General features: G+C 44.9%; 22 protein-coding genes and 1 pseudogene. 17 read left to right on the top strand and 6 right to left on the bottom strand.

Annotated elements, in window-relative coordinates; translation table 11 throughout:
• The first annotated feature begins 3 nt into the window (after window positions 1–3).
• Together RBH91_RS05320 and RBH91_RS05325 are read left to right on the top strand one after the other, a co-directional pair.
• On the top strand, window positions 4–822 hold the full coding sequence (locus tag RBH91_RS05320) for a MetQ/NlpA family ABC transporter substrate-binding protein (protein ID WP_307893722.1): 819 nt from the start codon (window positions 4–6) through the stop codon (window positions 820–822).
• A gap of 112 nt (window positions 823–934) precedes the next feature.
• Complete coding sequence (locus RBH91_RS05325) at window positions 935–2320, top strand: L-cystine transporter (RefSeq protein WP_404802477.1); 1386 nt, start codon at window positions 935–937, stop codon at window positions 2318–2320.
• A 40-nt stretch (window positions 2321–2360) separates the two neighbouring features.
• Here the strand turns inward: RBH91_RS05325 and RBH91_RS05330 are convergent, their stop codons facing one another.
• The 3 genes from RBH91_RS05330 to RBH91_RS05340 all read right to left on the bottom strand — a co-directional run bounded on the left by RBH91_RS05330 (window position 2361) and on the right by RBH91_RS05340 (window position 4565).
• Window positions 2361–2720, bottom strand: a complete 360-nt coding sequence (locus RBH91_RS05330) for a hypothetical protein (protein WP_307893723.1) — start codon at window positions 2718–2720, stop codon at window positions 2361–2363.
• Window positions 2721–2774: 54 nt separating this feature from the next.
• On the bottom strand, window positions 2775–4169 hold the full coding sequence (locus tag RBH91_RS05335) for a S9 family peptidase (protein ID WP_307893724.1): 1395 nt from the start codon (window positions 4167–4169) through the stop codon (window positions 2775–2777).
• 231 nt (window positions 4170–4400) lie between these two features.
• Entirely contained in the window at window positions 4401–4565 is a 165-nt protein-coding gene (locus RBH91_RS05340) for a hypothetical protein (protein ID WP_307893725.1), read from the bottom strand.
• 141 nt (window positions 4566–4706) lie between these two features.
• Between RBH91_RS05340 and RBH91_RS05345 the strand changes: the two genes are divergently transcribed.
• Entirely contained in the window at window positions 4707–5270 is a 564-nt protein-coding gene (locus tag RBH91_RS05345; RefSeq protein ID WP_307893726.1) for a YhcN/YlaJ family sporulation lipoprotein, read from the top strand.
• A gap of 1177 nt (window positions 5271–6447) precedes the next feature.
• Here the strand turns inward: RBH91_RS05345 and RBH91_RS05350 are convergent.
• A complete protein-coding gene (locus tag RBH91_RS05350) occupies window positions 6448–7113 on the bottom strand; it encodes a spore coat protein (RefSeq protein ID WP_076761523.1) in 666 nt (221 codons plus the stop codon).
• A 662-nt stretch (window positions 7114–7775) separates the two neighbouring features.
• On the opposite strand from RBH91_RS05350, the gene RBH91_RS05355 reads away from it, so the two are divergent.
• From RBH91_RS05355 to RBH91_RS05365, 3 genes are all read left to right on the top strand, one after another.
• A complete protein-coding gene (locus tag RBH91_RS05355) occupies window positions 7776–9803 on the top strand; it encodes a PAS domain-containing protein (RefSeq protein WP_307893727.1) in 2028 nt (675 codons plus the stop codon).
• A 114-nt stretch (window positions 9804–9917) separates the two neighbouring features.
• Entirely contained in the window at window positions 9918–13448 is a 3531-nt protein-coding gene (locus tag RBH91_RS05360; protein ID WP_307893728.1) for a 5'-nucleotidase C-terminal domain-containing protein, read from the top strand.
• Window positions 13445–14044: a class D sortase gene (locus RBH91_RS05365; protein ID WP_307893729.1), complete on the top strand. Its 600-nt coding sequence runs from the start codon at window positions 13445–13447 to the stop codon at window positions 14042–14044. Before RBH91_RS05360 ends, RBH91_RS05365 begins: the two co-directional genes overlap by 4 nt.
• A gap of 34 nt (window positions 14045–14078) precedes the next feature.
• Here RBH91_RS05365 and RBH91_RS05370 read toward each other — a convergent pair whose 3' ends face one another.
• On the bottom strand, window positions 14079–15002 hold the full coding sequence (locus RBH91_RS05370; protein ID WP_307893730.1) for an RluA family pseudouridine synthase: 924 nt from the start codon (window positions 15000–15002) through the stop codon (window positions 14079–14081).
• Window positions 15003–15123: 121 nt separating this feature from the next.
• On the opposite strand from RBH91_RS05370, the gene RBH91_RS05375 reads away from it, so the two are divergent.
• The 8 genes and pseudogenes from RBH91_RS05375 to RBH91_RS05410 form a co-directional block, all read left to right on the top strand.
• Window positions 15124–15498: a DUF5365 family protein gene (locus RBH91_RS05375; protein ID WP_239693608.1), complete on the top strand. Its 375-nt coding sequence runs from the start codon at window positions 15124–15126 to the stop codon at window positions 15496–15498.
• A gap of 185 nt (window positions 15499–15683) precedes the next feature.
• Entirely contained in the window at window positions 15684–16088 is a 405-nt protein-coding gene (locus RBH91_RS05380; protein WP_395948174.1) for a CBS domain-containing protein, read from the top strand.
• 138 nt (window positions 16089–16226) lie between these two features.
• Window positions 16227–16889, top strand: coding sequence for an HAD family hydrolase (locus RBH91_RS05385; RefSeq protein WP_307894672.1), 663 nt, complete (start codon window positions 16227–16229; stop codon window positions 16887–16889).
• 24 nt (window positions 16890–16913) lie between these two features.
• On the top strand, window positions 16914–18452 hold the full coding sequence (locus RBH91_RS05390) for a GNAT family N-acetyltransferase (RefSeq protein ID WP_307893731.1): 1539 nt from the start codon (window positions 16914–16916) through the stop codon (window positions 18450–18452).
• Window positions 18453–18546: 94 nt separating this feature from the next.
• Entirely contained in the window at window positions 18547–18681 is a 135-nt protein-coding gene (locus tag RBH91_RS05395) for a hypothetical protein (RefSeq protein ID WP_263315902.1), read from the top strand.
• 119 nt (window positions 18682–18800) lie between these two features.
• The gene (gene abc-f / locus RBH91_RS05400; protein ID WP_307893732.1) at window positions 18801–20438 is read left to right on the top strand and encodes a ribosomal protection-like ABC-F family protein; all 1638 of its coding nucleotides are present in this window, start codon (window positions 18801–18803) and stop codon (window positions 20436–20438) included.
• Between the two features lie 133 nt (window positions 20439–20571).
• Window positions 20572–21483 (top strand): AEC family transporter, encoded by a 912-nt coding sequence (locus RBH91_RS05405; protein WP_076761540.1) that lies wholly within the window; start codon window positions 20572–20574, stop codon window positions 21481–21483.
• 142 nt (window positions 21484–21625) lie between these two features.
• Window positions 21626–22244, top strand: a pseudogene (locus RBH91_RS05410) (aminotransferase class III-fold pyridoxal phosphate-dependent enzyme); the annotation flags it as partial.
• A gap of 30 nt (window positions 22245–22274) precedes the next feature.
• On the opposite strand, the gene RBH91_RS05415 reads toward RBH91_RS05410, so the two are convergent.
• Window positions 22275–23267, bottom strand: a complete 993-nt coding sequence (locus RBH91_RS05415) for a quinone oxidoreductase family protein (RefSeq protein ID WP_307893733.1) — start codon at window positions 23265–23267, stop codon at window positions 22275–22277.
• Between the two features lie 196 nt (window positions 23268–23463).
• Between RBH91_RS05415 and RBH91_RS05420 the strand changes: the two genes are divergently transcribed.
• The 3 genes from RBH91_RS05420 (at window position 23464) to glpK (ending at window position 26585) form a co-directional block, all read left to right on the top strand.
• A complete protein-coding gene (locus tag RBH91_RS05420; protein ID WP_307893734.1) occupies window positions 23464–24021 on the top strand; it encodes a glycerol-3-phosphate responsive antiterminator in 558 nt (185 codons plus the stop codon).
• Window positions 24022–24240: 219 nt separating this feature from the next.
• Entirely contained in the window at window positions 24241–25056 is an 816-nt protein-coding gene (locus RBH91_RS05425) for an MIP/aquaporin family protein (protein ID WP_307893735.1), read from the top strand.
• Between the two features lie 38 nt (window positions 25057–25094).
• Window positions 25095–26585 carry a glycerol kinase GlpK gene (gene glpK / locus RBH91_RS05430; RefSeq protein WP_076761550.1) on the top strand — a complete coding sequence of 497 codons (1491 nt, stop codon included), beginning with the start codon at window positions 25095–25097 and terminating at the stop codon, window positions 26583–26585.
• The last annotated feature ends 10 nt before the right edge of the window (window positions 26586–26595 follow it).

The following is a 26595-nucleotide window of genomic DNA, read 5'->3' on the forward strand; positions in this document are numbered from 1 at the left end:
GTAATGAAGAAATTTGCTTTGATCATCATCGTTCTTTTGTTTGTCATTGTGTTTGCAGGATGTGCAGCAAATTCGGACAGCAAAACGATTAAAATCGGCGTCAGCGGAACGGATACGAGAATATGGGATTTCGTGAAGAAAAAAGCGGAAAAGGAAGGATTGAAGCTTGAAATCGTCAAATACTCAGACTATGTTCAGCCAAATCAGGCTTTGGCAAGCGGAGACATCGATGCAAACGCCTTTCAGACGATATCTTATTTTAACACGTTTAAAAAAGAACGCGGCCTTGACTTATCGCCCATCGGCACGACGATTATCGCTCCGATGGGGGTGTATTCCGACAAATATCAATCAGTCGGCGATATTCCTGACGGCGCAAAAATCGCAGTTCCAAATGAAGCGACCAACATGGGAAGAGCGCTGCTCCTTTTGCAGTCGGCGGGATTGCTACAATTAAAGGACGGCTTTGACGGCAACGGAACACTTGATGCCATTAAAGAAAACCCTAAAAACTTGGAAATCACAGCAGTGGCGGCGGAGCAGACTCCCCGTGTCCTCCCTGATGTGGCTGCTTCTGTCATTAACAACGGTATCGCGGTTGACGCCGGCTTGCACCCTGTAAAAGATTCAATCAAACTGGAAGACGAAACAGCGACGCCGTATATTAACATCATTGCCGCCAGAACAGAAGACCGTAATCGCGAAGATTTAATAAAAATTGTGGAGCTTTATCAAGCAGACGATACGGCTGAATTTATCAAGAAGGAATTTGACGGGGCACAGCTGCCAACGTTCGTTCCTCTTAAAGAAATCGGAGAATGAAGAAAAGCTCCAGGCCCATTTTTGGCAGCAGGTATAATTCCTACTTGACCAATCAGGTTTGTTGTATTATAGTTTTCTAATGTAAAAAAATTCTGGGGGTGCTTTTGTTATCATGACATTCTTTATTATTATAAATATTCTCGTCATGCTTGGCCTGATGGCGCTCCTTTATATGATGCAAAAAAAACATGTTTCGTTTTCTAAGCGGGTATTTACCGCTCTCGGACTCGGAATTGTGTTTGGGTTTGCTTTGCATTTTATATATGGTTCGTCTTCAGAAACGATTACACAAACATCTGATTGGTTCAATATTGCCGGCAGCGGCTATGTCAAGTTTTTGCAGATGATTGTCATGCCGCTTGTGTTCATTTCGATTTTGGGTGCTTTTACAAAGCTTAAATTGACCCACAACATCGGAAAAATCAGCGGACTGATCATCGGGATTTTGATTGCGACGACCGCTGTCGCTGCTGCTGTAGGTATTGCCTCCACGCTTTCCTTCGACCTTCAAGCCGTCCAGGTTGATCAAGGCGGTGCAGAGGTTTCAAGAGGAGCCGAACTTGAGCAGAAATCTCAGGACATGGAAGCCAAAACGTTTCCGCAGCAAATCGTTGAGCTTCTTCCGGGAAATCCGTTTTTAGATCTTACTGGAGCAAGACCAACGTCAACGATTGCGGTTGTCATTTTTGCGGCTTTTCTCGGAATCGCTTATCTTGGCGTAAAGCGAAAACAGCCTGAACAAGCTGAACTCTTTAAAAAAGTCGTTGATGCCATATATGCGATCATCATGCGCGTTGTAACGCTGATTTTAAGACTGACGCCTTACGGTGTACTGGCGATTATGACAAAAACGATTGCGACAAGTGACCTTGACAGCATCGCAAAACTCGGCAAATTTGTGATTGCTTCATATGCGGCGCTGATTGTGATGTTCATCATTCACTTGCTGCTGATTACAATCAGCGGGTTGAACCCGGTCACATACTTGAAAAAGGTATTTCCGGTGCTTGTGTTTGCCTTCACTTCAAGATCTAGTGCTGGCGCTTTGCCGTTGAATATTAAAACGCAGCGGAGCCTCGGAGTTCCTGAAGGAATTGCCAACTTTGCCGGCTCATTCGGCTTATCGATCGGCCAAAACGGATGTGCGGGTATTTATCCCGCCATGCTGGCGATCATGATCGCACCGACAATCGGGCAAAATCCGCTTGATCCGTCATTCCTTTTCACCGTGATTGCTGTCGTTGCGGTCAGCTCTTTCGGTGTGGCAGGCGTCGGAGGCGGTGCGACATTTGCAGCGCTTCTCGTCCTATCCGCTTTAAATATGCCGGTTGCCCTTGCCGGACTGCTGATTTCGGTCGAACCGCTCATCGACATGGGGCGTACGGCTCTTAATGTCAGCGGAAGCATGACTTCTGGTCTTGTGACAAGCAAGGTGACAAAAGAGCTTGAAATAGACACTTATCACGATCGTACCAATATAATAGAAGCAGAAATGTAAAAAAGGCCCGCACATGCTCAGGAAGCTGTGCGGGTTTTTTTTATGAATACGTTTGATCTGCATCATACATGGTCTGCTGTGTTGTTTCATCGTTCATCACATTGACCGGAGCTTGCGACATATGGCCGAATGTTTGCTGCTGGTTTCCCGTATGGTCCGATTGGCTTTGACCTTGCTGCTGCTGTGTTTGTCCTTGCCCTCCGGGATTGAAGGCCTGTTTAATCATTTCAGCCGGGTTTATCATCATGTTTTTCTGGCTGTTTCCGTGCTGCTGTCCGCCCATTCGGTTCGAGATCATGCTTGTTACTCTTTTGCGGATTTCGGGGGAAAATGCTGCGGTTAATGCAGCAGATCCCAAGACTAATACAGCGGGATGGATGCCTGTTTTTCTTCTGAACAAAGGGTCAACCTCCTTTTTACGTATACCATCCCCAGCCCTGTCCGGTTTTATTCTTCATGCTTTTGCAGTCTGGCTTAGCCGGTGCTTTTCAAAGAAGCTGAAAATTGTGCTGTACACTTTTATTTTGTTTTCTTTTTTAGAAAAGCCGTGGCCTTCATTTTCCATGACGAGATATTCAATGTTCCGTCCCCATGCCCTCAGCTTGTCGACGACTTGATCGGATTCTTCCTTCACAACGCGGGGGTCGTTTGCACCTTGAACAATCAGCATTGGACGTGTCATCGTCTTCAAATATGTGATCGGTGAATCGGCTTTCATTTTTTCATAATCCCGCTCTGGATGACCGACCCATTTCTCCATAGAAGGCCGCCAAAAATCAGGGACAGATTTGACAAACGAAAACAGGTTGCTGACTCCGCATATATCAACGACGGCGCGGAAATACTCAGGATGCCTGCCATGCAGTAAAAGAGCCATGTATCCCCCGTAGCTGCCGCCCATTAAAAACAATTTGTCAGGGTCTGCGAGCTTCTGATCGATGAGCCAGTCGATGCCGCTCACCATATCGAACCGCGGCCCGTCTCCCCAATCCTGTTCAACCATTTTATAAAAGGAATAGCCATAATTTGCAGACCCCCGGAAATTCGGGGCAAATACTTGGTAGCCCATTTTAGCCGCGATTTGAAAAATATCGTAAAACATGAAGTTTTCGGCGTCCTGAGGGCCGCCGTGAGGCCAAATGATCGTCCAGCCATTCGCTTCACTCTGAGCGGGTTTAAACAGCAGTCCCTCGATCGAGAGACCGTCAAAAGACGGATATGTCACGACTTCTGGATATGACAGTTCATCTTCTGAAAAGCCCGGAACCTCATGTTTTGTCAATTGGCGCCATGCTGTTTCGTTTTGCTTTTTTACGTAAATGTTGGGCGGCTTCGTCGGGGTAGATCCCAGAGCATAGAGAGATCCTGATTTGGTGCTGCAAATTTTAGCGATCGAAGAGCATGGACACACTACATGCCTGCCTTCTCTTGAATCTGTGTCATATTCATAAAGGACGTCTTTGACGCCTTTTTTTCCAATGAGGTAAAGATATTTTCCTTTCGGATCGGCATGGATGGATGTCAGCTCTGTTTTGTCTATCGAAAGAACCGGAGTGAAGGTATCGGTTGAAATGGTGTATAACGCAAGATATGAAAACTCTGAATTGTAGTTTGTTGTGACATATAGCTGATCATCTGATGCAAAATGGGATGAATACACCATGTGGGGCTTCTCTCTGTCGGGAACAATCGCTTTTGTATCCCCCTCCGCTGTCTGAACCATACAGACGGAATGGCTGTTGACATAGGAGACATGGATGCTGACCGCTTTTTCGCCCGGACTCACATCACCGAGCAGAGATGACCCGTCTTTTCCTTCAAAAACGAGCTGTTCCCGGTCAGTCAGCAAATCATATTTGTATGTATTTAAAAATGTAGGATTGTGTTTCGTTGATGAGTAATAAACCGCATGTTTTGCCGGGATCGGTTCAAAATGGCGGTCTGTTTCATTTCCGTTTAAGCACTGGAGCTCTCCGCCTTTTGAAGAAAGTTTATATAACCCGTCTTGTTCATTTCCATCAGTGTCAAACCCCGCAAAGATGATGGAACCGTCTTGACTGTAGGCGATTCCCTTTGAATCCTAATTCAAAAATGAGAGCTGGTATGGATAGGCATGGGGAAGATCCATGGCCCACAGATTTGATTTTCCATTGAAGTTTGTATCAAAGACAAGCTGAGTCTCGTCTGGATGAATCGTAAAGTCTGTAATTCGCAAAACGTCAAATATTTTCTCAGCACTGATCATGTTTCAAACACCCCCGGTTTGATTTGGATATTCTTTCAATTTGATCATAACAAAATATGGGGATAAAAGTTATGTTTAAAACGAATAAATAACATGGAAAAGAAAAACCTATACGTAAATCATTAAAGGAGGCAATTTTTAATGTTCAATATGAAAAAAGGCGCAATCACAGCTTTTCTTCTTCCGCTGTTGTTTACCGCAGGATGCGGTATGGCGAACCAAGGAGAAAATGCCCGCCGCAATCAAGACAATGCGCTTCAAAATGTAACCAACAGAGATAATGTCAATGATGGTACGAATGTAAATGATCGCAGGGATGTAAATAACCGTATGAATGTAACGGACAACCGCAACCAAAATCAAGACAACAACAATATGGAAGTTGCGGATAAAGCAGCAGATAAAGTGGCAGAACTGAAAGAAGTCAGAAACGCCAACGTGATTGTTACAGAAAACAACGCCTATGTCGCTGTTGTGCTAAAAGGCAATCCGAAGGGCGAAGTAACAGGCGACCTGAAAAAGAAGATTTCCAATAAAGTCAAAGAAGCAGACAAAGATATCAACAATGTATTCGTATCTGCCAATCCGGATTTCGTTGACCGTATGAGAAATTATGGAGACAGAATTCAAAACGGTGAACCGATTGAAGGTATTTTTGAGGAATTCGGCGAAACGATCAACAGGATTTTCCCTCAGCAACGATAATGAAACAAGGCAGCTTTCGCTTCGGCGTGCGCTGACGCACTGTCTTCACACGTTCTTATGAAAGTCCGCTCCGATGCCTGCCGTTACTAATACGAGCCGTGACAAGCATTTATGAGCACGCCTGAAAGATGACAAAACCCTAAAATTTTAAACCGACGTAGATTTTGTCAACCGTCTGGGCCGCATCTAAAAGATGCGGCTTTTTTATTGGCTGTTTTCAGACAGGGCACTTTTGATTCATCCCGGCATAATGTAGTACAGAAAAGCTTTGCGGATGGAGGGAGAATCGGTGACTGGTAAGTTGAAAACAGCCTTTGTTTTTATCATGGCGGGCGCTCTATCTGCTCTTTTACTGATGGTTTTTATCATGCTTAATCAAAATCAAGAGAAGGGTGCGGTTTTTTCTGAAGAAAAAGAAAAGCTGAAAGCATCCTTGCAGATGACTAAACATGAGAATGTCAGCATTTATTATGCCGACAAGGAAAATCCGCTATTGGCGCTTACTAAAGAAACGCTTGATGATGCAGCCAGCCTCAGCCGGACCCTGTTTGACAGTCCCCGCACGGATGAAGTGGATCTCATCTTTTTTTCAAGCCGCGACGAAATGGAGTCATTTTCAAACTTAAAGGACATCACCGGATTTTATTCAGAAGAAATGCGGATGATCGGACTGCTGCCTGAGGAAAAAAAGCACCTTTTGAACGGAGAAGGGTTTGCCGTGTTTCTTTACAAGCGGGTTTTGACACATGAATATACCCATTACTCGTTTCATGGGAAGCTTCGGGAGCTGAAATCCGAACCTGGAGATTATCCGCTTTGGTTTCATGAAGGGGTTGCAGAGTGGGCTGCCGCTCATGATACGGCGTATGCCCGTGCTCTGCCGGCAGTCGTTCCTCTCAGAGAACTGAAGACGGACCGGCAGTGGCAAAAAGCGCGGACTTTCCATAAAACGGACATTTATTTGCAGAGTTTTTATATCATTGAAGAGCTTATAGCCCAAAAAGGCAGAGGAATCATCCTTCATATCATCGAAGAAACGGCTGAACGCAAAAATTTTGAAAGCGGCTTTAAAGCTGCTGTAGGTCAAGAGCTAACCGAATTTGAAAAGAAATTCAAACAAAAATATGAGAATGAAAAAACGGCATTGAATATTTCTTTTTCAATGCCGTTTCTGTTGTTAATGAATCGGTCTCTGCTGTCCGGCGCCATTGTTAGGAGGCATCTGCATTTGCGTCTGTCCTTGAGCCGGTGCAAAAGCAGTCAGCATTTTTTGCATGTCCTGAGGAGAAAGCTGCGGCACTTGGTAATAGCCATGTTTGTTTTGGTAAAGGAAAATTTCATAGGCCATTTCGATATAGTGAGGAATTTGGTCTGCCAGCACTCTTCTGCAGACAGGGTTTGTCACCTCAGGAGCAGCCATGGCAAGAGCGGAAGAACAAGATTTAATCAAGCTGAGCATAAAGCTGCTGATGCAGGCATCATCAATTTGTTGAGGAGACTGTTTCGGCTTTTTGGGCTGGGTATTCTTTAAGCCGTATACAAATTGACGATCCTCTTTCATCATATAAGTCGCCGTTTCCTGGCTCGGCTTTTGTCCTGTCCGGAAACACTCTGTCGTAATATTGTACTGCGACAAAATAAATTGGTGCTGCCTGTTTAAAATATCAAGCAGCTCAGAATCTTGGACATGCTGTCTGAACATCATGTATTGCTCAAGAGTGCCGATCATTCCCGACAGCACTTCATGCATGTCAAAAACTTCGTGTCCTCCGTGATTCATATGCTGCATTCCTTCATTCCCTTGATTGATTTGCATTTGCTGCTGCTGGTTTTGCTGTTCCATTCTTTAGTACCCTCCTTGAATTTAGTTCAAATGTTATATTTTGTTTATGGAAGCATTTTTATTCAAAAAAACGATAATCGATAAACTGGATTAAGAGGGATTTTATTCTAATTGTCGAATAGTTTAGTTCAGAAGAAAAATATTTGGGGGTCTTGCTTGACAAGACATTGGCCAAAAATTATCCGGAAACATGGGTCATTATTCTATGCTGTTGATGCGGCGGTAGTGAATTCACTTGGTATAAAACATTTGTAAAGAAATTTACAAGTCAAAAAGTGCTGCTGTTTTTTTAGCCTGGGAAAAAAACAGGGCGTACATCTGCCGGGCGCTGCGTCAGTCACTTGATTTGAAGAAATCTTTAAGCCTATTGTTCAGTCAATATGGACTAAAAGCTGCCTAAGCTGCGGCATCCTCTTTAAAGAAAAGGATCGGGACTTCACTTAAAGAGGAGAAAACAGGCAGTGCCGGGCTTGGCATTCGCGATGGATGTTTTCACAGGACAGAAGTGTACTCTGTAGAAGCTTTTCTTATTGCCCCTGCGTGCTCTGTAAAGGATTTTCCCTCCGTAAAATGATTTCAGCTGCCAAGGTTTTTATTATCATCATGAAATGCAAAAAAGGTATTCCCTTTTTTATTTTGCGCTTAGAAAAGGAGGATTTTATATGCTGGGCTCAAGTGAAACGGTTGGAAAAATGTCAGGTTTATTTAGTGATGATTTGTATCCGAAGGTGCAAACGGACCTATATAAAAAAATCAATGAGCTGAGTGATTTTCACAGACTGGATGATATCTACCTGTCGGTGATCGATCAGTATTTATTTCCTTGTCTGATTCTGAATGACAGGGGGGAAATCGTAACATCCTCAGAAGATGCTGATCAATTTTTAAAATGTCCGAAAGGCAATATCGATTATGTTTTTCCGGCCAGTTTGGCTGTGCAGGTCAAAGCAGCTTTACAGCGGGCGAAAAAAGAAAAAAGAGAAGTCGTTTTGAAAAATGTTCCGATTTATTTAAGCGGAAAACTCGCTTTTGTTCATTTGACACTCAAAAGTTTTTACCGCCAATATCACAAACTTTATGTACTTTTTATTGAAAAAGGAAAGGAAGACGAAAACAAATGGCGGATATCTGAAGGAGACGAAGGCAGGGCATCTGACGACATTCAGCAGCTCTATCGGAAGATAAAAGAGCTTGAAACGTCCAATGATGTATTGCTTGCCGCTAATCAGAAGCTGCAAAAAACAAACAGGGAATTAACGACGGTCAACAAGGCGTACGAAAAGCAAATTGATGAGCTGAACACCATCAGAAATGATATGGATAATCTGCTGATCAATACGAATATCGCCGCGGTTTTTCTAGATCAGGATTTTAATTTGAAATTATTCACACCTGAAGCGGAAAAGATTTTTCAGCTGGAGAAGCAGGATATCGGCAGACCGGCCTGCGATCTGGCGGACAGGCTGAAGTACGAGGATTATGCAGAAAACGTAAAAACCACGCTTGAGGAAAAAAAGACGATTCAAAAAGAAATGAAAGCACTGGATGATCAGTGGTACGCCGTAAAAATGATTCCTTATTACACGGCCGAAAATAGAGTGGAGGGCGTTGTGATTACGTTTGCCAATATCACCGAGCTTAAGATGACAAACGAAGCTTTGCATATCAGCTCGCAAGCGATCGATCAAAGCCCGGCCAACATTTTGATCGCATCTGTCGAAGGGGCTGTCCAGTATGCAAACAAACGGTTTTGTCGGATGATCGGAAAAAAGCAGGATGAAATTATTGGTGAACATGTCTTTGCCCTTTATAACGATCATTTTCTTTGCGCTGATCTGTCCGGCTGCTGGCAGCAGGTGATTGAAAAGAAACCTTGGTCAGGAGAGTTTCATCACCGGGGCGAAAACGGCAGTGACAGATGGGAGCAAGTTTCGCTCGTTCCTGTTGAAGACCAGATAGGAGACGTTCAGCAAGTCATACTGATATCTGAAGATATCACGAATCAGAAGCAGTCAGAGAAGATGCTCATGAAATCAGAAATGCTCTCAGCCGTGGGACAGCTTGCAGCTGGGATCGCTCATGAAATCCGCAACCCCCTGACATCCCTGAAAGGATTTCTTCAGCTGATGATCCAGACTAAGAAATATCAGAAGGATTATGCCGAGGTGATGATGTCTGAATTTATCAGACTGGAAGCGATCATTAATGAATTTCTCGTATTGGCGAAAACGAAATCGGCTACATATGATCCCGTTGAGGTCAATGAGATCATAGAAGATGTCTGCATGGTTTTGGAATCCCAGGCGGTGCTTAACAATGTGCGGATTGAGAAAAGATTGAGCGGTGAGCTTCCTGAGATTCTCGCTGTCACTAATGAGCTTAAGCAGGTTTTTCTTAACATATTAAAAAATGCGATCGAGGCGATGGAGGATGCCGAAGGCGTCATTTCCATCCGTTCCTATAAGGAACAAGACAACGTATTCATCATTTTTGAAGATCAAGGCAAGGGGATTTCAAAAGAAGTGCTTGAAAAACTGGGTGAGCCGTTTTATACGACGAAGGAAAAAGGAACGGGCCTCGGTTTAATGGTCACCTTTAAAATCATTGAAAACCATGGAGGAAGCATTCATTTTGAAAGCGAGGAAGGCAAAGGCACGAAAGTAAAATTGAAGCTTCCAATTAAAGAATGAGAATGCGGTCATCCCTATTCTCATTCTTTTTTTGAAATATTTACAAAAACATCATATAGCCTTTATAAAAATCAGATAAATTTGACAGGGAAGCAAAAATAAGGGGGGAAATATATGGTTCATTTGCTGAAAGATCGTTTTATATCCTGTTTAGTGATTGTATTTATCATGATGGCCTCTTTTTTGGCACCAATTGCGGGCGAATCACAGGGTGCGGAATCGCCGATATCGGTTGAAGAAGCTATCAAACATAATGAAGGGCAGGCGGTTGTTGAAGGATATGTCGTCGGCCACACCGTTGCAAAAGGAAAATACAATGTCACAGGAAATTTTGCAAATGATTATAATTTGGCGATCGCCGACCAAAAAGAAGAGACATCACCAGAGAATATACTCCCCGTGCAAATTCCCGCCTCATTCAGGGATCAATTCGGCTTACAGACCAATCCGCATCTCATCGGAAAAAAACTAACCATCGAAGGAGAACTTTCTTCATATTTTAATTCCCCGGGTTTAAAATCCGTTCAATCCATCAGGCTCTCCGATGGTAAGCCATCCCCAGCCCAGCCGGACATGAAAACGATAGCGGATGCCCGCAAGCTCTTAAATGAAACGGTGAAAATCAAGGGAATTGTCACCGCAGATCAGTCCGCGGTCGGCGGAGGAAAATTGTCAACCTTCATCCAAGATGAAACGGCGGGAATCAATATTTTTTCTGCATCCCAAGGTGATTTTCCGGAACTAAAAGAAGGGATGACCGTTTCTGTCACAGGGAAAATCACGACTTATAAAAGTCTGACAGAAATCGTTCCGGCACCATCCGGTATCGAAGTAACTGGTGAAGGTGCGGCCCTGCCTGAGCCTGTTTCGCTGACTATTGAAGATTTGAAAGATGGTGTAAAAGCAGATGAAAACGAAGGCCGCCTCGTCAAATTGAAAGGCTATATTGAATCAAAGCCTGACACACCTGCCGGCGGAGGCTACAATTTGACGATGATTGACAAAAACTACAATCCGCTGATGCTGCGGGTTATGGAAGAAACGAATGGGGTCAAACTGATTGAACAAGGGCAATGGTTCGAAATAACCGGGATTTTGAGCCGCTATAATACGCTGCAGCTTTTGCCGAGAAAACCGGAAGACATCAAGAGATTAGACGGCATCAGCCATCCTCCTCCCCCTTCAGAAGGACAATACGAAAGCATTGTGGACCGCGTTGTTGACGGGGATACCATTCATTTGAAAGAGCCGGTGTTGGGGTCGACAAAGGTGCGCTATGTTAATATTGATACGGCTGAAACCTATCATACGCCAAAAAACGATTTAGATGAAAACCAGCTGAAACACGGAAACCGGGCAAAAGAATATTTGCAGTCGATTTTGTCCCCAGGAGATAAGGTGACCGTTAAAGTGGGCAAAGAAGCCAAAGACGGCTATGGCCGGCTGCTCGCCCAAATCATAACCGAGGACGGTTTGAATACGAATTTGGAAATGGTCAAAAAGGGGATGGCTTCGACATATTTTATTTGGCCGATCGGAAGTGAAGAAGACTACGATTTGTTCCAAAACGCTGTCAAAAAGGCAAAAGAGGAACAGCTCGGCATTTGGAATCCAGATGATCTCCTTCTTGAACTGCCGTTTGAATTTCGTGCAAGAGAGCAGGGCAAAGGGCTGACAAGGCATGTCGGAGATTCAGCGGAAAAAACGTATGTCACGCCTGATGAATGGCGTGAAATTCCTGCGGAAAGACGAATTTTCTTTGCGTCTTCGGAAGAAGCGGAAGCCGCCGGATACACGAAAAAAGAGCAAAACGGAAATCTTTCTTTGCGGCTGTTAAGCATGAATGATCTGCACGGTAAAATCGATCAGAAGTATCAGCTCGATTTAAACGAAGACGGTCAGCCTGACGGAACATTTGGCAGAATGGATTACACAGCGGCCCTGCTCAAACAGAAAAAAGCGGAGCAGAAAAACACGCTCCTTGTCCATGCTGGAGATATGATCGGCGGAAGTTCGCCTGTGTCTTCCCTCCTTCAAGATGAACCGACCGTCGAAATCATGGAGGAAATCGGATTTGATGCAGGGACTGTCGGCAATCATGAGTTTGATGAGGGCACTGATGAGCTCCTGCGAATGTTAAAAGGCGGCGAACATCCTGAAGGAAAAGGGACGAAAGACTATGACGGTCAGAATTTTCCGCTTGTCTGTGCCAATTGCAAATTGAAAAACAGCGGAGGCAGTTTTTTGCCTCCATATGAGATCGTGGAAGTTGAAGGGATTCCCGTCGCCTTCATCGGGGTGGTAACCAGGTCTGCCGCCGATATGGTGATGCCTGACGGAATTAAAACGATTGAATTCACCGATGAGATCAAGGCGGTCAATCAGGCGGCGGAAGAACTGAAAGCGAAAGGCATCCATTCGATCGCTGTGCTCGCCCATATGACAGCTTCACAGAGCGGCAGCACCATAACGGGAGAATCTGCTGATCTGGCGAACCGCGCGGATCCTGAAGTGGATGTCATTTTCGCCGGGCATAATCATGAAGTCGTAAATGGCGAAGTCAATGATATTTTAATTGTTCAAGCGCATGAATATGGAAAAGCAATCGGTGTAGTCGATCTTGAAATTGATCGGAAGACAAAAGATATTGTCAAAAAGAACGCAGATGTAGAATACGTCAATCAGGAAAAACTCAGCCCTGATCCAGCCGTAAGCCGGATTTTGGAAAAATACGGGCATATGGTTGAGCCGATCATCAGCGAAAAAGTCGGTGAAGCGGCACATGATATGGCTGGCGGATACTCTAATGACGGTGACACACCGCTCGGAAATTTAATTGCCGACGGAATGAAGCAGGCGATGAACTCCGATTTCGCATTAATGAACGGCGGCGGCATCCGTCAAGATTTAAAAAAGGGGCCGATTACATGGGGCGATTTATTCAATATCCAGCCGTTCGGAAATGTGCTCGTTCGGCTTGAAATCAAAGGGAGCGATTTATTCGACATCTTAGATGCGCAGATTTCTCCGTCATACGGGCCAGACTACAGCATCAGCGGTTTCACCTATACTTGGGACCCTAAAACAAACAAAACGGCTGATATTTTTCTTGAAGATGGATCACCGATTGCCAAAGACCGCACCTATACAGTGACCGTGAATCATTTTATGGCCTCTGCCTCAGGAAGCAAGTACTCGCCGATTTCCAAGCTTGGGAAATACCCGGTGACAGGTCCGGAAGATATCGAAGCCACCGTTGCATTTGTGAAAAGCTTTAAAGAGCCGATTGCCTATACATCTGAAGGGCGGATCAAAAAGCTGGACGAGGCCTCACAGCCGGGAGGACCGCCTGGAAATGGTAACCCGGATGGAAGCGGATCGCCTGGAACCGGCGACGGATCGGGTTATAATGGAGAAAAACCGGAAGATTCGGATCATGGAGGGAAAACGGATGCTGATGGAACCGGCGCTGTTGTACAATCAGAGGCTGAAGAAACACCGGCTGGCCTGTCACATGACGTCCGGGACGGGCACATACTCCCAAATACGGCGACGGCTCTTTACAACATTCTGTTGTACGGCTTCTTCCTGTTCATGATTGGCGCAATTCTTTATGGAGTGAAAAGGGGTTTTGTAAAGCGATGAAAATCAAAGTTTTTTCTTTCTTTCTGATGGCCGCTGGTCTTATCATTTTTGCATATGGCGGATGGAAGATATTTGATATGAACAGACAGACGGATATGTCTTTATCAGAGGCAAAAGAAACGGTGGCAGCGGGATCGTCAGGAAGTTATTCAAAAGCCTTTTCCGAAGGGAAGCCGCCTGAGTCCTTTAAAACTGCAACAGGCGAAGCGGTCGGTATTTTGAAAATTCCAAAGCTAAAAGCGGAGCTGCCCATCGTTGAAGGCACAAGTCCGGATGATTTGGAAAAAGGCGTCGGACATTACAAAGAAAGCTATTATCCGAAGCAAAACGGGCAAATTGTCCTTTCAGGACACAGGGATACGGTCTTTCGAAGAACAGGCGAGCTTGAAATCGGCAATCTGCTGAAGATTGAGCTTCCCTACGGTAGCTTTGAATATCAGATTACGAACACAAAAATCGTCGATAAAGACGATACATCCATTATTACCTTGCAGCATGAAAAAGAAGAATTGCTGTTAACGACATGCTATCCGTTTTCCTACGTTGGAAATGCACCGCAGCGTTATATTATCTATGCGAAACCGCTTGAATCATAAAGGGCTGTCATATTTTTGACAGCCCTTTATGTATTTAGATTTTATTTGCGTTTCCGAATAAACGCTCAGCCTCCGTTTTGAAGTCATCGGGCAGGGACGCGGTTATGGTCAATCGTTCGTTGGTGATCGGATGGGTTACTTTGATTTGTTTTGCATGCAAAGCCTGTCTGTTGAAAAGAGCCGATGAACCGCCGTATAATGTGTCGCCTGCCAAAGGATGGCCGAGGCTGGCAAGGTGGACTCGGATTTGATGGGTTCTGCCTGTTTCCAGTTGAAGTTCGCACAATGAAACATGATGTTTATTGTGATAGCCTTTGACGGCATAATGAGTGACGGCCGGCTGCCCTGTCGGCGAGACTCTTCTTCTGACGGAGTGGTACCTGTCTCTTCCAATAGGGTTTGAAACCGTTCCTTGTTTCTTTTTGAACTTCCCTTCTGCTATGGCAAGATATGTCCTCGCCAGTTCTTTTCTTTGCAGCTGTTCGTCTAAAATCGCATGGGCAAGGCGGTGTTTTGCAAATACGATCGCACCGCTTGTATCTTTGTCAAGGCGATGAACATGGCGGATTCTCCGTTCCTCTCCGTTTGATTGAAAATAAAAGGAGATAAGATTGCTGAGTGTTCCGGTCTGCCCCTCTTCATTCGGATGTGTTGCAATTCCCGGTGGCTTATTGACGATGAGCATGTGATCGTCCTCAAACAAAACGGAAAGGTCGCCATACTCGGGCACGATGCCGCTCTCTTCCTCTTCTCTGAGATCGATCAATATCCTGTCGCCTGCTTTAAGCTGAAGGTTTTGTGAAACGTCTTTATGATTGACTTTTATTTTTTGGTTTGCTGCCCAATATTGAATGACCGGCTTTGAAGCTTTCGTTTCTCTTTTTAAAAATGTAAATAAATGTTCTCCGTTATTTTCGCCGTCGGCGACAAAAGTAACACCGCGATTTTTTTGGTTCATTTTTACTCTCCTTTCTGTAAAAAGCGATTCAGCTATCAGGAAACACTTACCTTCACAGCCCCGAGTTTTTGTGTGCTATTCTGTTTGAAGAGATTTGAACAAGGGATGAAGGGTGATAAATGTGCGTATTGTTAAAGCTGCAACTGAAGAGCAGGAAACCTATATTGAAGAGCTTGCATCTGAGCTGTATCAAGTATTGTCAATGTACTTCAGCAAACAAAAAATGAAAGAGCTGAAAAAGCAGGGAACGCTTGACTTTAAAGAATATGAATACAAAGGAATTCTGGATGAAGCATTTCAGATTATCACAAGTCTGCAATTGATCCACACGTTATTAACGAAATCAAAACGCCAGTGGGTGTTAAAAGACCGGGAACTCTTCGATAGAAACTGCCAAAAACTGAATGAATGCGGCCTGTATTTTCCTTTAAGCTCGTCCGATTTTAACATGCTGAAAACAGACGCTGATAAGCAGGGCATTCAATTGCTGATGTAAGAGCCGGTCATTGAACTTTAAAGAGCTGTTCCTCTATGGAAAAGCTCTTTTTTTTATGAAAAGACTATATAGGAAATCAGCAAAAAACACAATGGATGGTGTCAACTTCCTTTTTAGCATTTCACTTATTGTACATACTAACAAGCGAAAGGGGTGCAGTTTACTTGAACACAATCAACAATGCGATGTCAAGACAAGTTGCAACAGTTTCTTCCAATCAGACGGTTCAGGAAGCGGCAGAGCTTATGAGCCAGCATAATGTTGGAGCGATTCCGGTTGTTGATCAGGGTGTGTTAAAAGGAATGATCACAGACCGTGATATCACACTGAGAACGACAGCTGAAGGACAAGATGGACAGACGCCTGTTTCACAAATCATGACAACGAATATCGTTTCGGGGAATCCGAACATGAGCCTTGAAGAAGCGTCACAGCTTATGGCGCAAAGCCAAATCCGACGCCTGCCGATCGTGGAGAACAACCATTTAGTCGGCATTGTCGCGCTTGGAGACCTGGCGGTAAATGAACTGTCTAATGAATCAGCCGGACAGGCGCTTACGAACATTTCCACTCCGACAAAAACACAATAAATACGGAAGAGCTTGCCTCTAAAACAGCAGGCTCTTCTTCCTTTATACATACTGATTTGAATGCGCCGGACTTTTCAAGGGTTAGCAAGAAGGATACAATAAGTTTGCAAACAGTCAAAAGGAGTGGGCTAAAGCGTGATGATTAAAGCAGTGATTTTTGATTTTGACGGTCTTATTTTAGATACAGAAACACATGAGTATGAAGTGCTTCAAGAAATATTTGAAGAGCATGGGTCGGCGCTTCCAATGTCGGTTTGGGGAAAAGTGATCGGTACGTCCGCGGGATTTCAGCCATTCGTTTACTTGGAGGAGCAGCTTGAAACAAAGCTTGACCATGAAGAACTGACGAAGATGAGGCAGGAGCGTTTTATAAAAAGAATGGAAAATGAAAAACCGCGCCCAGGTGTGGAAGCTTATTTATCAGCGGCAAAAGAGCTCGGTCTAAAAATCGGCCTGGCTTCAAGCTCAGATTATAAATGGGTATCTCAGCATTTAAAACAAATCGGCCTTTATGACGATTTTGAGTGCATCAGAACGGCTGATGATGTAGAAGAAGTCAAACCGAATCCGGAGCTTTATCTGAAGGCTGCCGATTGCCTTGGTGTGAAGCCTGGGGAATGCATCGCTTTCGAAGACTCTGTCAATGGATCGATTGCGGCAAAACGGGCCGGTATGAAGTGTGTCATCGTTCCGAATCAAGTCACGAAAACTTTGCTGTTCGAAGATTATGACCATCGCCTTGAATCAATGGCGGAATTGGAACTTGAACGTCTGATAGAGAAAATTTCTGAACAAGCATGAAGAAGAGGAGAGGAGGAATGAGGCGTGTCTGAAAAATTGGATCTTTCCCGTTTTGAAAAAAAGATTGTAATTCGCAATATTGAAGAAAAGGATATCGAAAGCATCATTGAGCTTCAGGGACTTTGCTTTCCGGGAATGATCCCTTGGAAGCGTGAGCATTTGGAAAGCCATCTTGATCATTTTCCGGAAGGGCAGTTCTGTGCAGAGCTTGACGGTGAAGTGATCGGCTCCTGCTCAAGTCTGCTGATCAATTTTGATGAATATGATGACAGGCATACATGGCAGGATATTACAGATGACGGCTATATCACCAATCATAACCCTGACGGCTTAAACATGTACGGTATTGAAGTCATGGTTCAACCTGAATACAGAAGAATGAAAATCGGACACCGTCTTTATGAAGCACGCAAAGATCTGGCGAGAAGGCTGAATCTAAAAAGCATCATTATCGGCGGACGGATTCCGAATTACCATAAGTACGCTTCGGAGATGACGCCGAGAGAATATGTGGAACAGGTCATTCACCACCAGATTTATGATCCGGTCCTTTCATTTCAGCTTTTGAACGGATTTACGATGATGAGGATTAATCCAAACTATCTTCCTGATGACAAAGCATCAAGCAAATATGCGACTTTGATGGAGTGGAATAATGTCGACTATCTGCCGCAAACGAAGCGCTATTACAAGTCGGCTTTTCCGGTTCGGATCTGCGTGATTCAATACGAAATGAAGCAGATTCATTCGTTTGAGGAGTTTGCCAATCAAGTGGAATACTATGCGGATGTCGCTTCAGACGCCGGAGCTGATTTTGCAGTTTATCCGGAAATCTTTACGACACAGCTGATGTCTTTTCTCGAAGAGCGTTCTCCGAGCCTCGCCGTGCAGCGAATCACAGAATACACCGAGGATTATATCAGCTTGTTCACAGATCTTGCCGTCAAATATAACGTGAATATTATCGGCGGCTCCCACTTTGTCGAAGAGGAAGGGAAAATCTACAATATCGCTTATCTCTTTAGAAGGGACGGCACGATTGAAAAGCAGTACAAGCTCCACATCACGCCGAATGAACGGAAATGGTGGGGCATCAGCAGAGGAGATGAAGTGCGCGTTTTTGACACAGACTGCGGAAAAATTGCGATTCAGATCTGCTATGACATTGAGTTCCCTGAGCTCGGCAGAATCGCGACGGAAAAAGGCGCAAAAATTATTTTTACGCCTTTCTGTACTGAAGACCGTCAAGGCTATTTGCGCGTCAGATACTGCGCTCAGGCAAGAGCAGTTGAAAATCAGGTATACACCGTCATTTCCGGAACGGTCGGAAATCTTCCGCAAACCGAAAATATGGATATTCAATATGCGCAATCCGCGATTTTCGCTCCTTCAGATTTTGAATTTGCAAGGGATGGAATCGTCGGTGAATGCAATCCGAACATTGAAATGGTGGTCATCGGCGATGTCGACTTGGAAATTCTCAGAAGGCAGCGCCAGGACGGAACGGTCCGTCAGCTCAAGGACAGGCGCCATGACATATACCGGATCCATTATAAAAAATAATCGAACAGAGCCGGCCGTTTTTGGCCGGCTTTATTCAGTTTGACTTTTTGGTTTATTTTTCATATATTGTAACTATCAAAAGGAGGTGGGAAAGATGAATCAAACTGGTATCCGCATGACAGACATGCAAGCTCATTTGTATATTTGTCGTGCGATTTTTTCCGGAGAATGCGGATTACGGGATCAGTCTGCCCTTTTTACACATTCATACAGGAAAAAATACCAGTGAGAGACATCTGCCCACAATCGGATTTTCATTCATGTCTGATGACCTGATGGCAGTGTGCAGCTCTGCCGTCTTTTTTAATGCAAAAGTGTCTCTTCACTGGAATATGGAGGAAGAGATAAGTGATCGTATGCAGTATACAGAATGTCACGAAAACGTACGGAGGACACGCGGTTTTCAATGGACTTTCCTGCGAATTTAAGCAAGGTGAACGCATCGGTCTGATCGGCCGCAATGGCTGCGGGAAAACGACTTTATTAAAGTTAATGAGCGGTCAAGTACAGCCTGATGAAGGCCTTGTCACCTGGAAAAAAGGAACGGCCGCCGGGTTATTGGAGCAGACTCCTTCCATGGACGGCCAAAAAACAGTGAAAGAGCTGTTTTATGATGTGTTTGCTTCATTATGGAAAATACAGCACAGGCTTTCCCAGATTGAACGGGAGCTTTCAGGCGAAAACGATATGAAAAGGCTTGAACGCCTGTTGGAGCGGTACGGGGCATTGCAGGAAGAATTTCAGCAAAAAGGCGGTTATGAGATCAGCGCGCAAATTGAACGCGTTGCCGCCGGATTGAATGTCAGCCGCCTGTTTGATAGGCCGTGGCAAGGCTTGAGCGGAGGCGAGCGGACAAAGGTCGGCCTGGCGCGCCTTTTGCTTTCAGCGCCGGATTTGCTTTTGCTGGATGAGCCGACAAACCATTTAGATTTAACTGCGATCGAATGGCTTACATCATTTTTAAAGCAGTACAAAGGAACGGTAGTCATCGTTTCGCATGACCGCTATTTTTTGGATGAAGCCGTCACATCCATTTTTGAAATCGACCAAGGCGAATTTCACATGTATCAAGGCGGCTATTCAAAATATGCGGTTGAACGAGAGGAGCGCCTCATCAAAGAATTCCAGCATTATCAGGACCAGCAGAAAAAGATCAAAAAAATGAAAGAAACGATTAAGCGTTTAAAGGAATGGGCGAATCGGTCCAATCCTCCGAACGATGGTCTGCATCGGCGGGCGAAAAGCATGGAAAAGGCTTTGGCGCGCATCGAAGTTTTGAAAAAACCCGTGCTGGAGCGGGAGAAAATAAACTTATCTTTCAAAATGGACGGCCGAAGCGGAAAAGACGTCGTCAAGCTTGAGGAAGTGAGCAAACGATTGGGCGGCCGGATGCTCTTTAACAGCCTGAGCATGCATGTCCGCTTTCAGGAGCGCGCCGCCATTGTCGGTGAAAACGGCAGCGGCAAAACGACGCTTCTCAATATCATTGGCGGAGCAGCTGCCCCTGACGGCGGGGTTGTCCAGCTTGGAAGCCATTTGTCGGCTGCCCATCTGACTCAGCATGTCGCTGAACTGAATGAAGAGCAGTCGGTTCTAGACGAATTCCGTGAAAAAGTCACTGCAACTGAAGGTGAAGCCCGCATGATGCTTGCAAAATTTTTGTTTTACGGAAATGCCGTTTTTCAAAGAGTAAAAGATTTAAGCGGGGGAGAGCGGATGAGGCTTCGGCTGGCCCAGCTTGTTCATCAGCAGCATAATGTCCTCATTCTCGATGAACCGACAAACCATTTAGACATTGAGTCAAAAGAAGTGCTCGAAGAAGCATTGAGCCAATTTGAGGGAACAATAATAGCGGTATCACATGACCGGTATTTTCTCGATCGTCTGTTCAATGTCACCTATTGGCTTGACGGCGGGCGGTTGACCCGATATGACGGAAACTATACGGCTGCGAGAGAGAAGAAAAAGCGGCTGGATGGAAGCTGAAATAAAAGAAGGACAGGGTCAGCCGGCCCTGTCCATTTGATCTGAAGAATGCTGATATTGAAAAGAAAAGAAATCTTCTTTATTATTAAAATTATGACTGAAAACGGTTTATATATAAAAAAGAAGGTGCATCATGGAATTTTTGCTTGTTTTGCTGCCTGTTTTCGGGATTTTTGCGATTGGGTTTATCGGACAAAAGCTGCTTCATTTTGATATTCAAAATCTTTCTAAAATGTCCCTTTATTTAATGTCTCCTTTTTTGGCGTTTGATACATTTTATGAAAACAGGCTGACTATGGATTATGTATATATGTCCGTCTATTGCCTCGGCCTCTGTTTAACTTTGATTCTATTTGTATATATCATTTCATATTTTCACAAGTATTCCAATCAGGAGCGGTGCGCTCTTGTTTTGTCGTCTGCTTTCATGAACAATGGAAACTACGGCACTCCGGTCGTCTTGCTTGTCTACGGGACGGCGGGGCTTGATATCGCCGTTGTGCTGATGGTGCTTCAGCAGCTTGTGATGAGCACGATCGGCGTGTATTATGCAGCGAAAGGAAGCTCTAAGGGAGGCGGCTTTAAAACGGTGATGACGAGGGTAACCCGGATGCCCGTTGCATATGGGGCGCTGCTCGGCATGTTTTTTCAGTTGGGTCATATTTCGATTCCCGAACAGTTAATGACGGCAATTAAATTAGTAGGCGACGCTGCGATACCGACGATTATGATCATTCTAGGCATGCAGCTTGCCGTCATTTCCTTTAAGCATATTGAATATCGGAAAATCTCTTATTCTCTCTTGCTGAAGCTGTTCGTGTCCCCCTTGATTGCCTTGGGATTCGCTCTCATCCTGCCTGTCGACGATTTGGTCAAAAAGATTATGATTCTGGCCGCTGCCATGCCGACGGCGGCAAATACGACACTGATGGCCGTACAGTTTGAAACAAAGCCGGAAATCGTTTCAAGCGCAACGTTTATCAGCACGATGCTCAGCATAGCCACCTTGCCGGCGGTGCTCTGGATGCTTTCTCTGTGGGGCTGACCTGAAATCGTTCAGGCAGCCTTTTTGCATATCAAAACAAAAAAAGGAACGGCACCTCATCCGGAGAAGTAAATCAATAGGAAACTGAAATGATTTACTTTTTTGAAACATTGATTGTGGTGATGACATAGGAGCTTTCTGAAACGAAACGATCGCTGAGATGATCATGGAACCGATCATTACGGGAGGCGGCATCCTCATGCCTCATGACGGATATATGGAGGTTAAAAAGATCTGTGAGAAGCACGAAGCGCACTTGATCTGTGATGAAGAGATCTGCGGTTTTGGCAGGACTGGTCAATGATTTGATTTTATAAATTATCGTGTTTATTACGATGGCAAAAGGTTTAACAGGCGGATATCTGCCGCTTTCGGCAACGGATAAGTATGACCGCCTCCGCCATGTCAATACGTTTGGAGGAAGCCCTGCGGCCTGCGTTGGCACTGAATAACCTCAGCGTGATGGAGGAGGAGCAATTAAATGAACGATCAAGGACGCTCGGCCTAAGGCTCCTCAGTGAATGAAAAGCCGCCTGAATGTTGTCGGAAACATCTGCGGCAAAGGGCTGCTTGTCGGGAAAGAACCCGAAGATGTCAAAGATGTGGACAAAGTGATCAGGCAATCCAGGGAAAAAAGGATTCATTGTCAGCAAAAACGGAGATACGGCGGCCGGATATCATTTGCATCCCCGCTCAGCCTGTGGGAACAAGACCTTTCATTTATGGTGAAAGTGCTCAAGGAAAGCCTTTGCCGGCTGTAACGAAAGGGGCGGCGGGAGCGCCGCCTCAGCTTAATCGCCGGTTAACAGAGCAATCTTTCCGAACTGTTCACCGTTTGCCATTCGTTTAAAGGCATGAACAGCTTCTGATAACGAGAATGCTTGATCTATGATCGGTTTTAGTGAATGACGTTCCATAAAGGCGAGCATTTGCCGAAATTCTTCAAGGCTCCCCATCGATGTGCCGATGATGCTAATTTGCGGAAAAAAAAGCGAGCGCAGCGGAAGGTTGATGCTGTCTCCAGAACTGGCGCCGAAATTGACGATCCGTCCGTTCGGTTTTATGACATCAAAATAGTTTGCAAATGTGGCCGGACCGATGCTGTCAAGGATGATGTCAGCGTGATGTCCGTCCATGTTTTCTTTCCAATCGCCGCCGCTGTCAAAGGCGCGGTCTGCTCCATAATGCAGCGCTTCTTTCCTTTTTTCTTCACTCCGCGATGTCACAGTGACTTCTGCGCCAAGAGCCTTTGCCATCAGCAGTGCATAGGTTGCGACACCGCTTCCGATTCCGGGAATCAAGATATGTTCGCCTTTTTTCAAGCACCCTTTCGTAAATAGGGCTCTGTAGGCGGTCAGAGCGGACAATGGCAAGACTCCGGCTTCCTCCCAGGAAAGATAGGCGGGTTTTGTAACGACGTGTTTGGCCGGAACGATGACATGTTCCGCGAAAGTGCCATCAGTCGGGCCTCCCAGGATGTCCGGAACCTGCGGAACGGAATCGGTCAGTTCCCAAGCAATGCTCGGATTGATGATCACCTCTGTATGAACGGAGAGATCTTGCACACCCTCGCCGATTTCTTCTATAATGCCGGCTCCGTCTGAACCGGGAATAAACGGGGCATCGCCTGCTTTTCTCGACCGAAAGAGAAACAGGTCCCTATGATTCAGCCCCGCTGCTTTCAGTTTGATTTTTACTTCGCCAAAGCCGGGCGATTTAGCTGAAACGTCTTGATATGTAAGTCCCGAAAGTCCGGTCGTACCGTCATGTATGATCGCTTTCATCAAAAATCCCCTTTCATATGTGATTAAGCTAAATTATCCACCCGGGATGGGGGAATGTAAAATCATCTGCTTGGGAATGATTTTCATCAGTAAAAGCCAAACTTCTTTCTATATAAGGGATTGCAATGTGAGGGAAATTCCTTTAGTGTAATACAGTATCCAGTAAAAGCAGGATAGTAAATGAAGGAGATGGAACATGAGTTTTGACGATCAGCAAATTTTACCGGCAATACGAAACATGAAACAATTTGATATTTTTTTGGACAGTCCTTTTTCATACGGAGTCCTTCTTGATATTCATCTTGGACAGTTGGGCGGGGTCATCAGCGCTGCGAGAGCACGCGGAAAAAATATGCTTGTGCATGTCGATTTAATCCAGGGAATTAAACACGATGAGTACGGAGCGGAATTCATCTGTCAGGCAATGAAGCCAGCTGGTATTCTGTCAACGAGATCAAGCGTGATTGCCAAGGCAAAGCAGAAGAAAGTATATGCCATCCAGCGCATGTTTTTAATTGACACAAGCGCCATGATGAAAAGTATTGAACTCGTTAGAAAACATAGACCTGATTATATTGAAGTGCTTCCGGGAGTTGCACCGGAATTGATTAGTGAAGTAAAGGAAAAAACCGGAATTCCAATATTTGCAGGAGGATTCATCCGTTCTGAAAAAGATGTAAGAAAAGCGCTAGAGGCTGGGGCTACAGCTGTGACTACCTCTGATACGGAACTGTGGAAAAAGTATTGGGGTTAAAATTTAAAATGTGAAAAAATATTGACACCGCTTACATTTTACGATACGATCTTACTAAGTTAATACATTGTGACGGAGACTCGGAGACCACAGCAGTTCTTTACTATGATCATGTAAAGAAAGTTTGCTGTGTTTTTTTTATGGTCTTTTAAGCACAGTGGATAAGATGAACAATGACTGTTCATCTGGAATTGATAGATTGATTAGGAGGGATTAGCCTTGACAGCATTTTGGGGAGAAGTTATTGGTACGATGCTGCTCATCGTATTTGGTGCAGGTGTATGTGCAGGAGTAAATTTAAAGAAATCGCTTTCTCATCAATCGGGATGGATTGTTATCGCATTTGGTTGGGGGCTCGGAGTGGCCATGGCCGTATATGCCGTCGGCAATATCAGCGGAGCGCATTTAAATCCTGCTGTTACGCTGGGGCTGGCATTTGTCGGCGATTTTCCTTGGGAGCAGGTGCCTTCCTATATTTTAGGACAGATGCTTGGTGCATTTTTAGGAGCCGTACTCATTTTTCTTCACTATTTGCCGCATTGGAAAGAAACAGAAGATACTGGAGCCAAGCTCGGAGTATTCTCAACAGGGCCGGCCATTCCTAATACGTTTGCCAACCTGTTCAGCGAAACATTGGGGACATTTATTCTCGTGCTCGGCATTTTAGCGATTGGCGGAAACAAATTCACAGACGGACTGAATCCGCTTGTTGTCGGATTTCTGATCGTGGCGATCGGCCTCTCGCTTGGAGGTACGACAGGTTATGCGATTAATCCGGCGCGAGATTTGGGACCAAGAATCGCCCATTTCGTTCTCCCGATTGCGGGAAAAGGAGGATCGAACTGGAGATATGCATGGATTCCAGTCCTTGGACCGGTTCTCGGAGGATCATTTGCAGGCGTATTTTACAATGCCTTTTTTAAAGGGCACATGACAAACAGCTTTTGGTTTGTAAGCGCTGCAGTAGCTGTGATATTGTTAGGTTTCTATATTCATATGAAAAAACAGGCAGTGGATAAATCGGTCACGTTTTAAGTAAAGTGACTCTTAACAGACTCATAGGGGGAGTTAAAATGGAAAAATATATTTTATCTCTTGATCAAGGAACGACAAGTACAAGAGCGATTATATTCAACAAAAACGGGGAAGTTGTGCATACCGCACAAAAAGAGTTTCAACAGTATTTCCCGAACCCGGGCTGGGTTGAACACAACGCAAATGAAATCTGGGGATCTGTCCTGTCCGTTATCGCTTCAGCACTTTCTGAATCAGGAATAGAAGCCGGACAAATAGCCGGGATCGGCATTACGAACCAGAGGGAAACAACAGTCGTCTGGGATAAACATACCGGCAAGCCGGTTTACAATGCGATTGTCTGGCAGTCGCGCCAAACGGCAGACATATGCCATGAATTAAGAAATAAAGGCTGTGAAGATACAATCAGGGAAAAAACAGGACTCTTGATTGATCCTTACTTTTCAGGAACAAAGGTCAAGTGGATCTTGGATCATGTAGAAGGAGCGAGGGACAAAGCCGAAAACGGCGACCTGCTTTTTGGAACAATCGATACATGGCTGATCTGGAAGATGTCAGGCGGAAAAGCTCATGTGACAGATTATTCAAACGCATCAAGAACATTAATGTTCAACATTTATGACTTGAAATGGGATGAGGAACTGCTCGACATTCTCGGCGTTCCGAAATCCATGCTTCCGGAAGTCAAGCCTTCATCACATGTCTACGCTGAAACGGTCGATTATCATTTCTTCGGAAAAAATATTCCGATTGCCGGTGCGGCCGGAGACCAGCAGGCGGCATTGTTCGGGCAAGCCTGCTTTGAAGAAGGAATGGTTAAAAATACGTATGGCACAGGCTGTTTCATGCTGATGAACACCGGTGAAAAAGCAATTAAATCAGAGCATGGCCTATTGACGACGATCGCTTGGGGAATTGACGGAAAGGTAGAATACGCGCTGGAAGGAAGCGTATTTGTCGCAGGCTCCGCCATTCAATGGCTTCGCGATGGGCTGAGAATGTTTAAGGATGCAAAAGAAAGTGAAAATTACGCTGTAAGAGCAGAATCTGCTGATGGTGTTTATGTGGTTCCGGCATTTGTCGGCTTAGGCACGCCTTATTGGGACAGCGATGTTCGCGGCGCTGTATTTGGTCTGACCCGAGGAACATCAAAAGAGCATTTTATTAGAGCAACGCTTGAGTCGCTTGCATATCAAACGAAAGATGTGCTTGATGCGATGATGGAAGACTCCGGGATTTCGGTTAAAAAGCTGCGGGTTGACGGCGGAGCTGTAAAGAACAACTTCCTGATGGAGTTTCAGGGAGACATTCTGAATGTTCCGGTTGAACGTCCGGAAATCAATGAAACGACTGCACTTGGTTCAGCTTATTTAGCAGGCCTTGCCGTCGGCTTCTGGAACGATCGCTCAGACATCAAAGATCAATGGCAGCTCGATAAGCGCTTTGAACCGAAAATGGAAGAACAAGAGCGTGACAGTTTATACAGCGGATGGAAAAAGGCAGTAAAAGCAGCTATGGCTTTTAAATAACATTTATGCT

The sequence above is a fragment of the Bacillus swezeyi genome (genome assembly GCF_030908325.1).
GTDB classification, from domain to species: Bacteria; Bacillota; Bacilli; order Bacillales; family Bacillaceae; genus Bacillus; species Bacillus swezeyi.

Coding starts and splice junctions, on each gene's coding strand:
- glpK (WP_076761550.1), top strand. CDS start 25,095: ATGGAAAAATATATTTTATCTCTTGATCAAGGAACGACAAGTACAAGA.
- RBH91_RS05415 (WP_307893733.1), bottom strand. CDS start 23,267: ATGAAAGCGATCATACATGACGGTACGACCGGACTTTCGGGACTTACA.
- RBH91_RS05345 (WP_307893726.1), top strand. CDS start 4,707: ATGTTCAATATGAAAAAAGGCGCAATCACAGCTTTTCTTCTTCCGCTG.
- RBH91_RS05355 (WP_307893727.1), top strand. CDS start 7,776: ATGCTGGGCTCAAGTGAAACGGTTGGAAAAATGTCAGGTTTATTTAGT.
- RBH91_RS05395 (WP_263315902.1), top strand. CDS start 18,547: ATGAATCAAACTGGTATCCGCATGACAGACATGCAAGCTCATTTGTAT.
- RBH91_RS05350 (WP_076761523.1), bottom strand. CDS start 7,113: ATGGAACAGCAAAACCAGCAGCAGCAAATGCAAATCAATCAAGGGAAT.
- RBH91_RS05405 (WP_076761540.1), top strand. CDS start 20,572: ATGGAATTTTTGCTTGTTTTGCTGCCTGTTTTCGGGATTTTTGCGATT.
- RBH91_RS05325 (WP_404802477.1), top strand. CDS start 935: ATGACATTCTTTATTATTATAAATATTCTCGTCATGCTTGGCCTGATG.
- RBH91_RS05360 (WP_307893728.1), top strand. CDS start 9,918: ATGGTTCATTTGCTGAAAGATCGTTTTATATCCTGTTTAGTGATTGTA.
- RBH91_RS05380 (WP_395948174.1), top strand. CDS start 15,684: ATGTCAAGACAAGTTGCAACAGTTTCTTCCAATCAGACGGTTCAGGAA.
- RBH91_RS05320 (WP_307893722.1), top strand. CDS start 4: ATGAAGAAATTTGCTTTGATCATCATCGTTCTTTTGTTTGTCATTGTG.
- RBH91_RS05370 (WP_307893730.1), bottom strand. CDS start 15,002: ATGAACCAAAAAAATCGCGGTGTTACTTTTGTCGCCGACGGCGAAAAT.
- RBH91_RS05365 (WP_307893729.1), top strand. CDS start 13,445: ATGAAAATCAAAGTTTTTTCTTTCTTTCTGATGGCCGCTGGTCTTATC.
- RBH91_RS05385 (WP_307894672.1), top strand. CDS start 16,227: ATGATTAAAGCAGTGATTTTTGATTTTGACGGTCTTATTTTAGATACA.
- RBH91_RS05420 (WP_307893734.1), top strand. CDS start 23,464: ATGAGTTTTGACGATCAGCAAATTTTACCGGCAATACGAAACATGAAA.
- RBH91_RS05340 (WP_307893725.1), bottom strand. CDS start 4,565: ATGATCAGTGCTGAGAAAATATTTGACGTTTTGCGAATTACAGACTTT.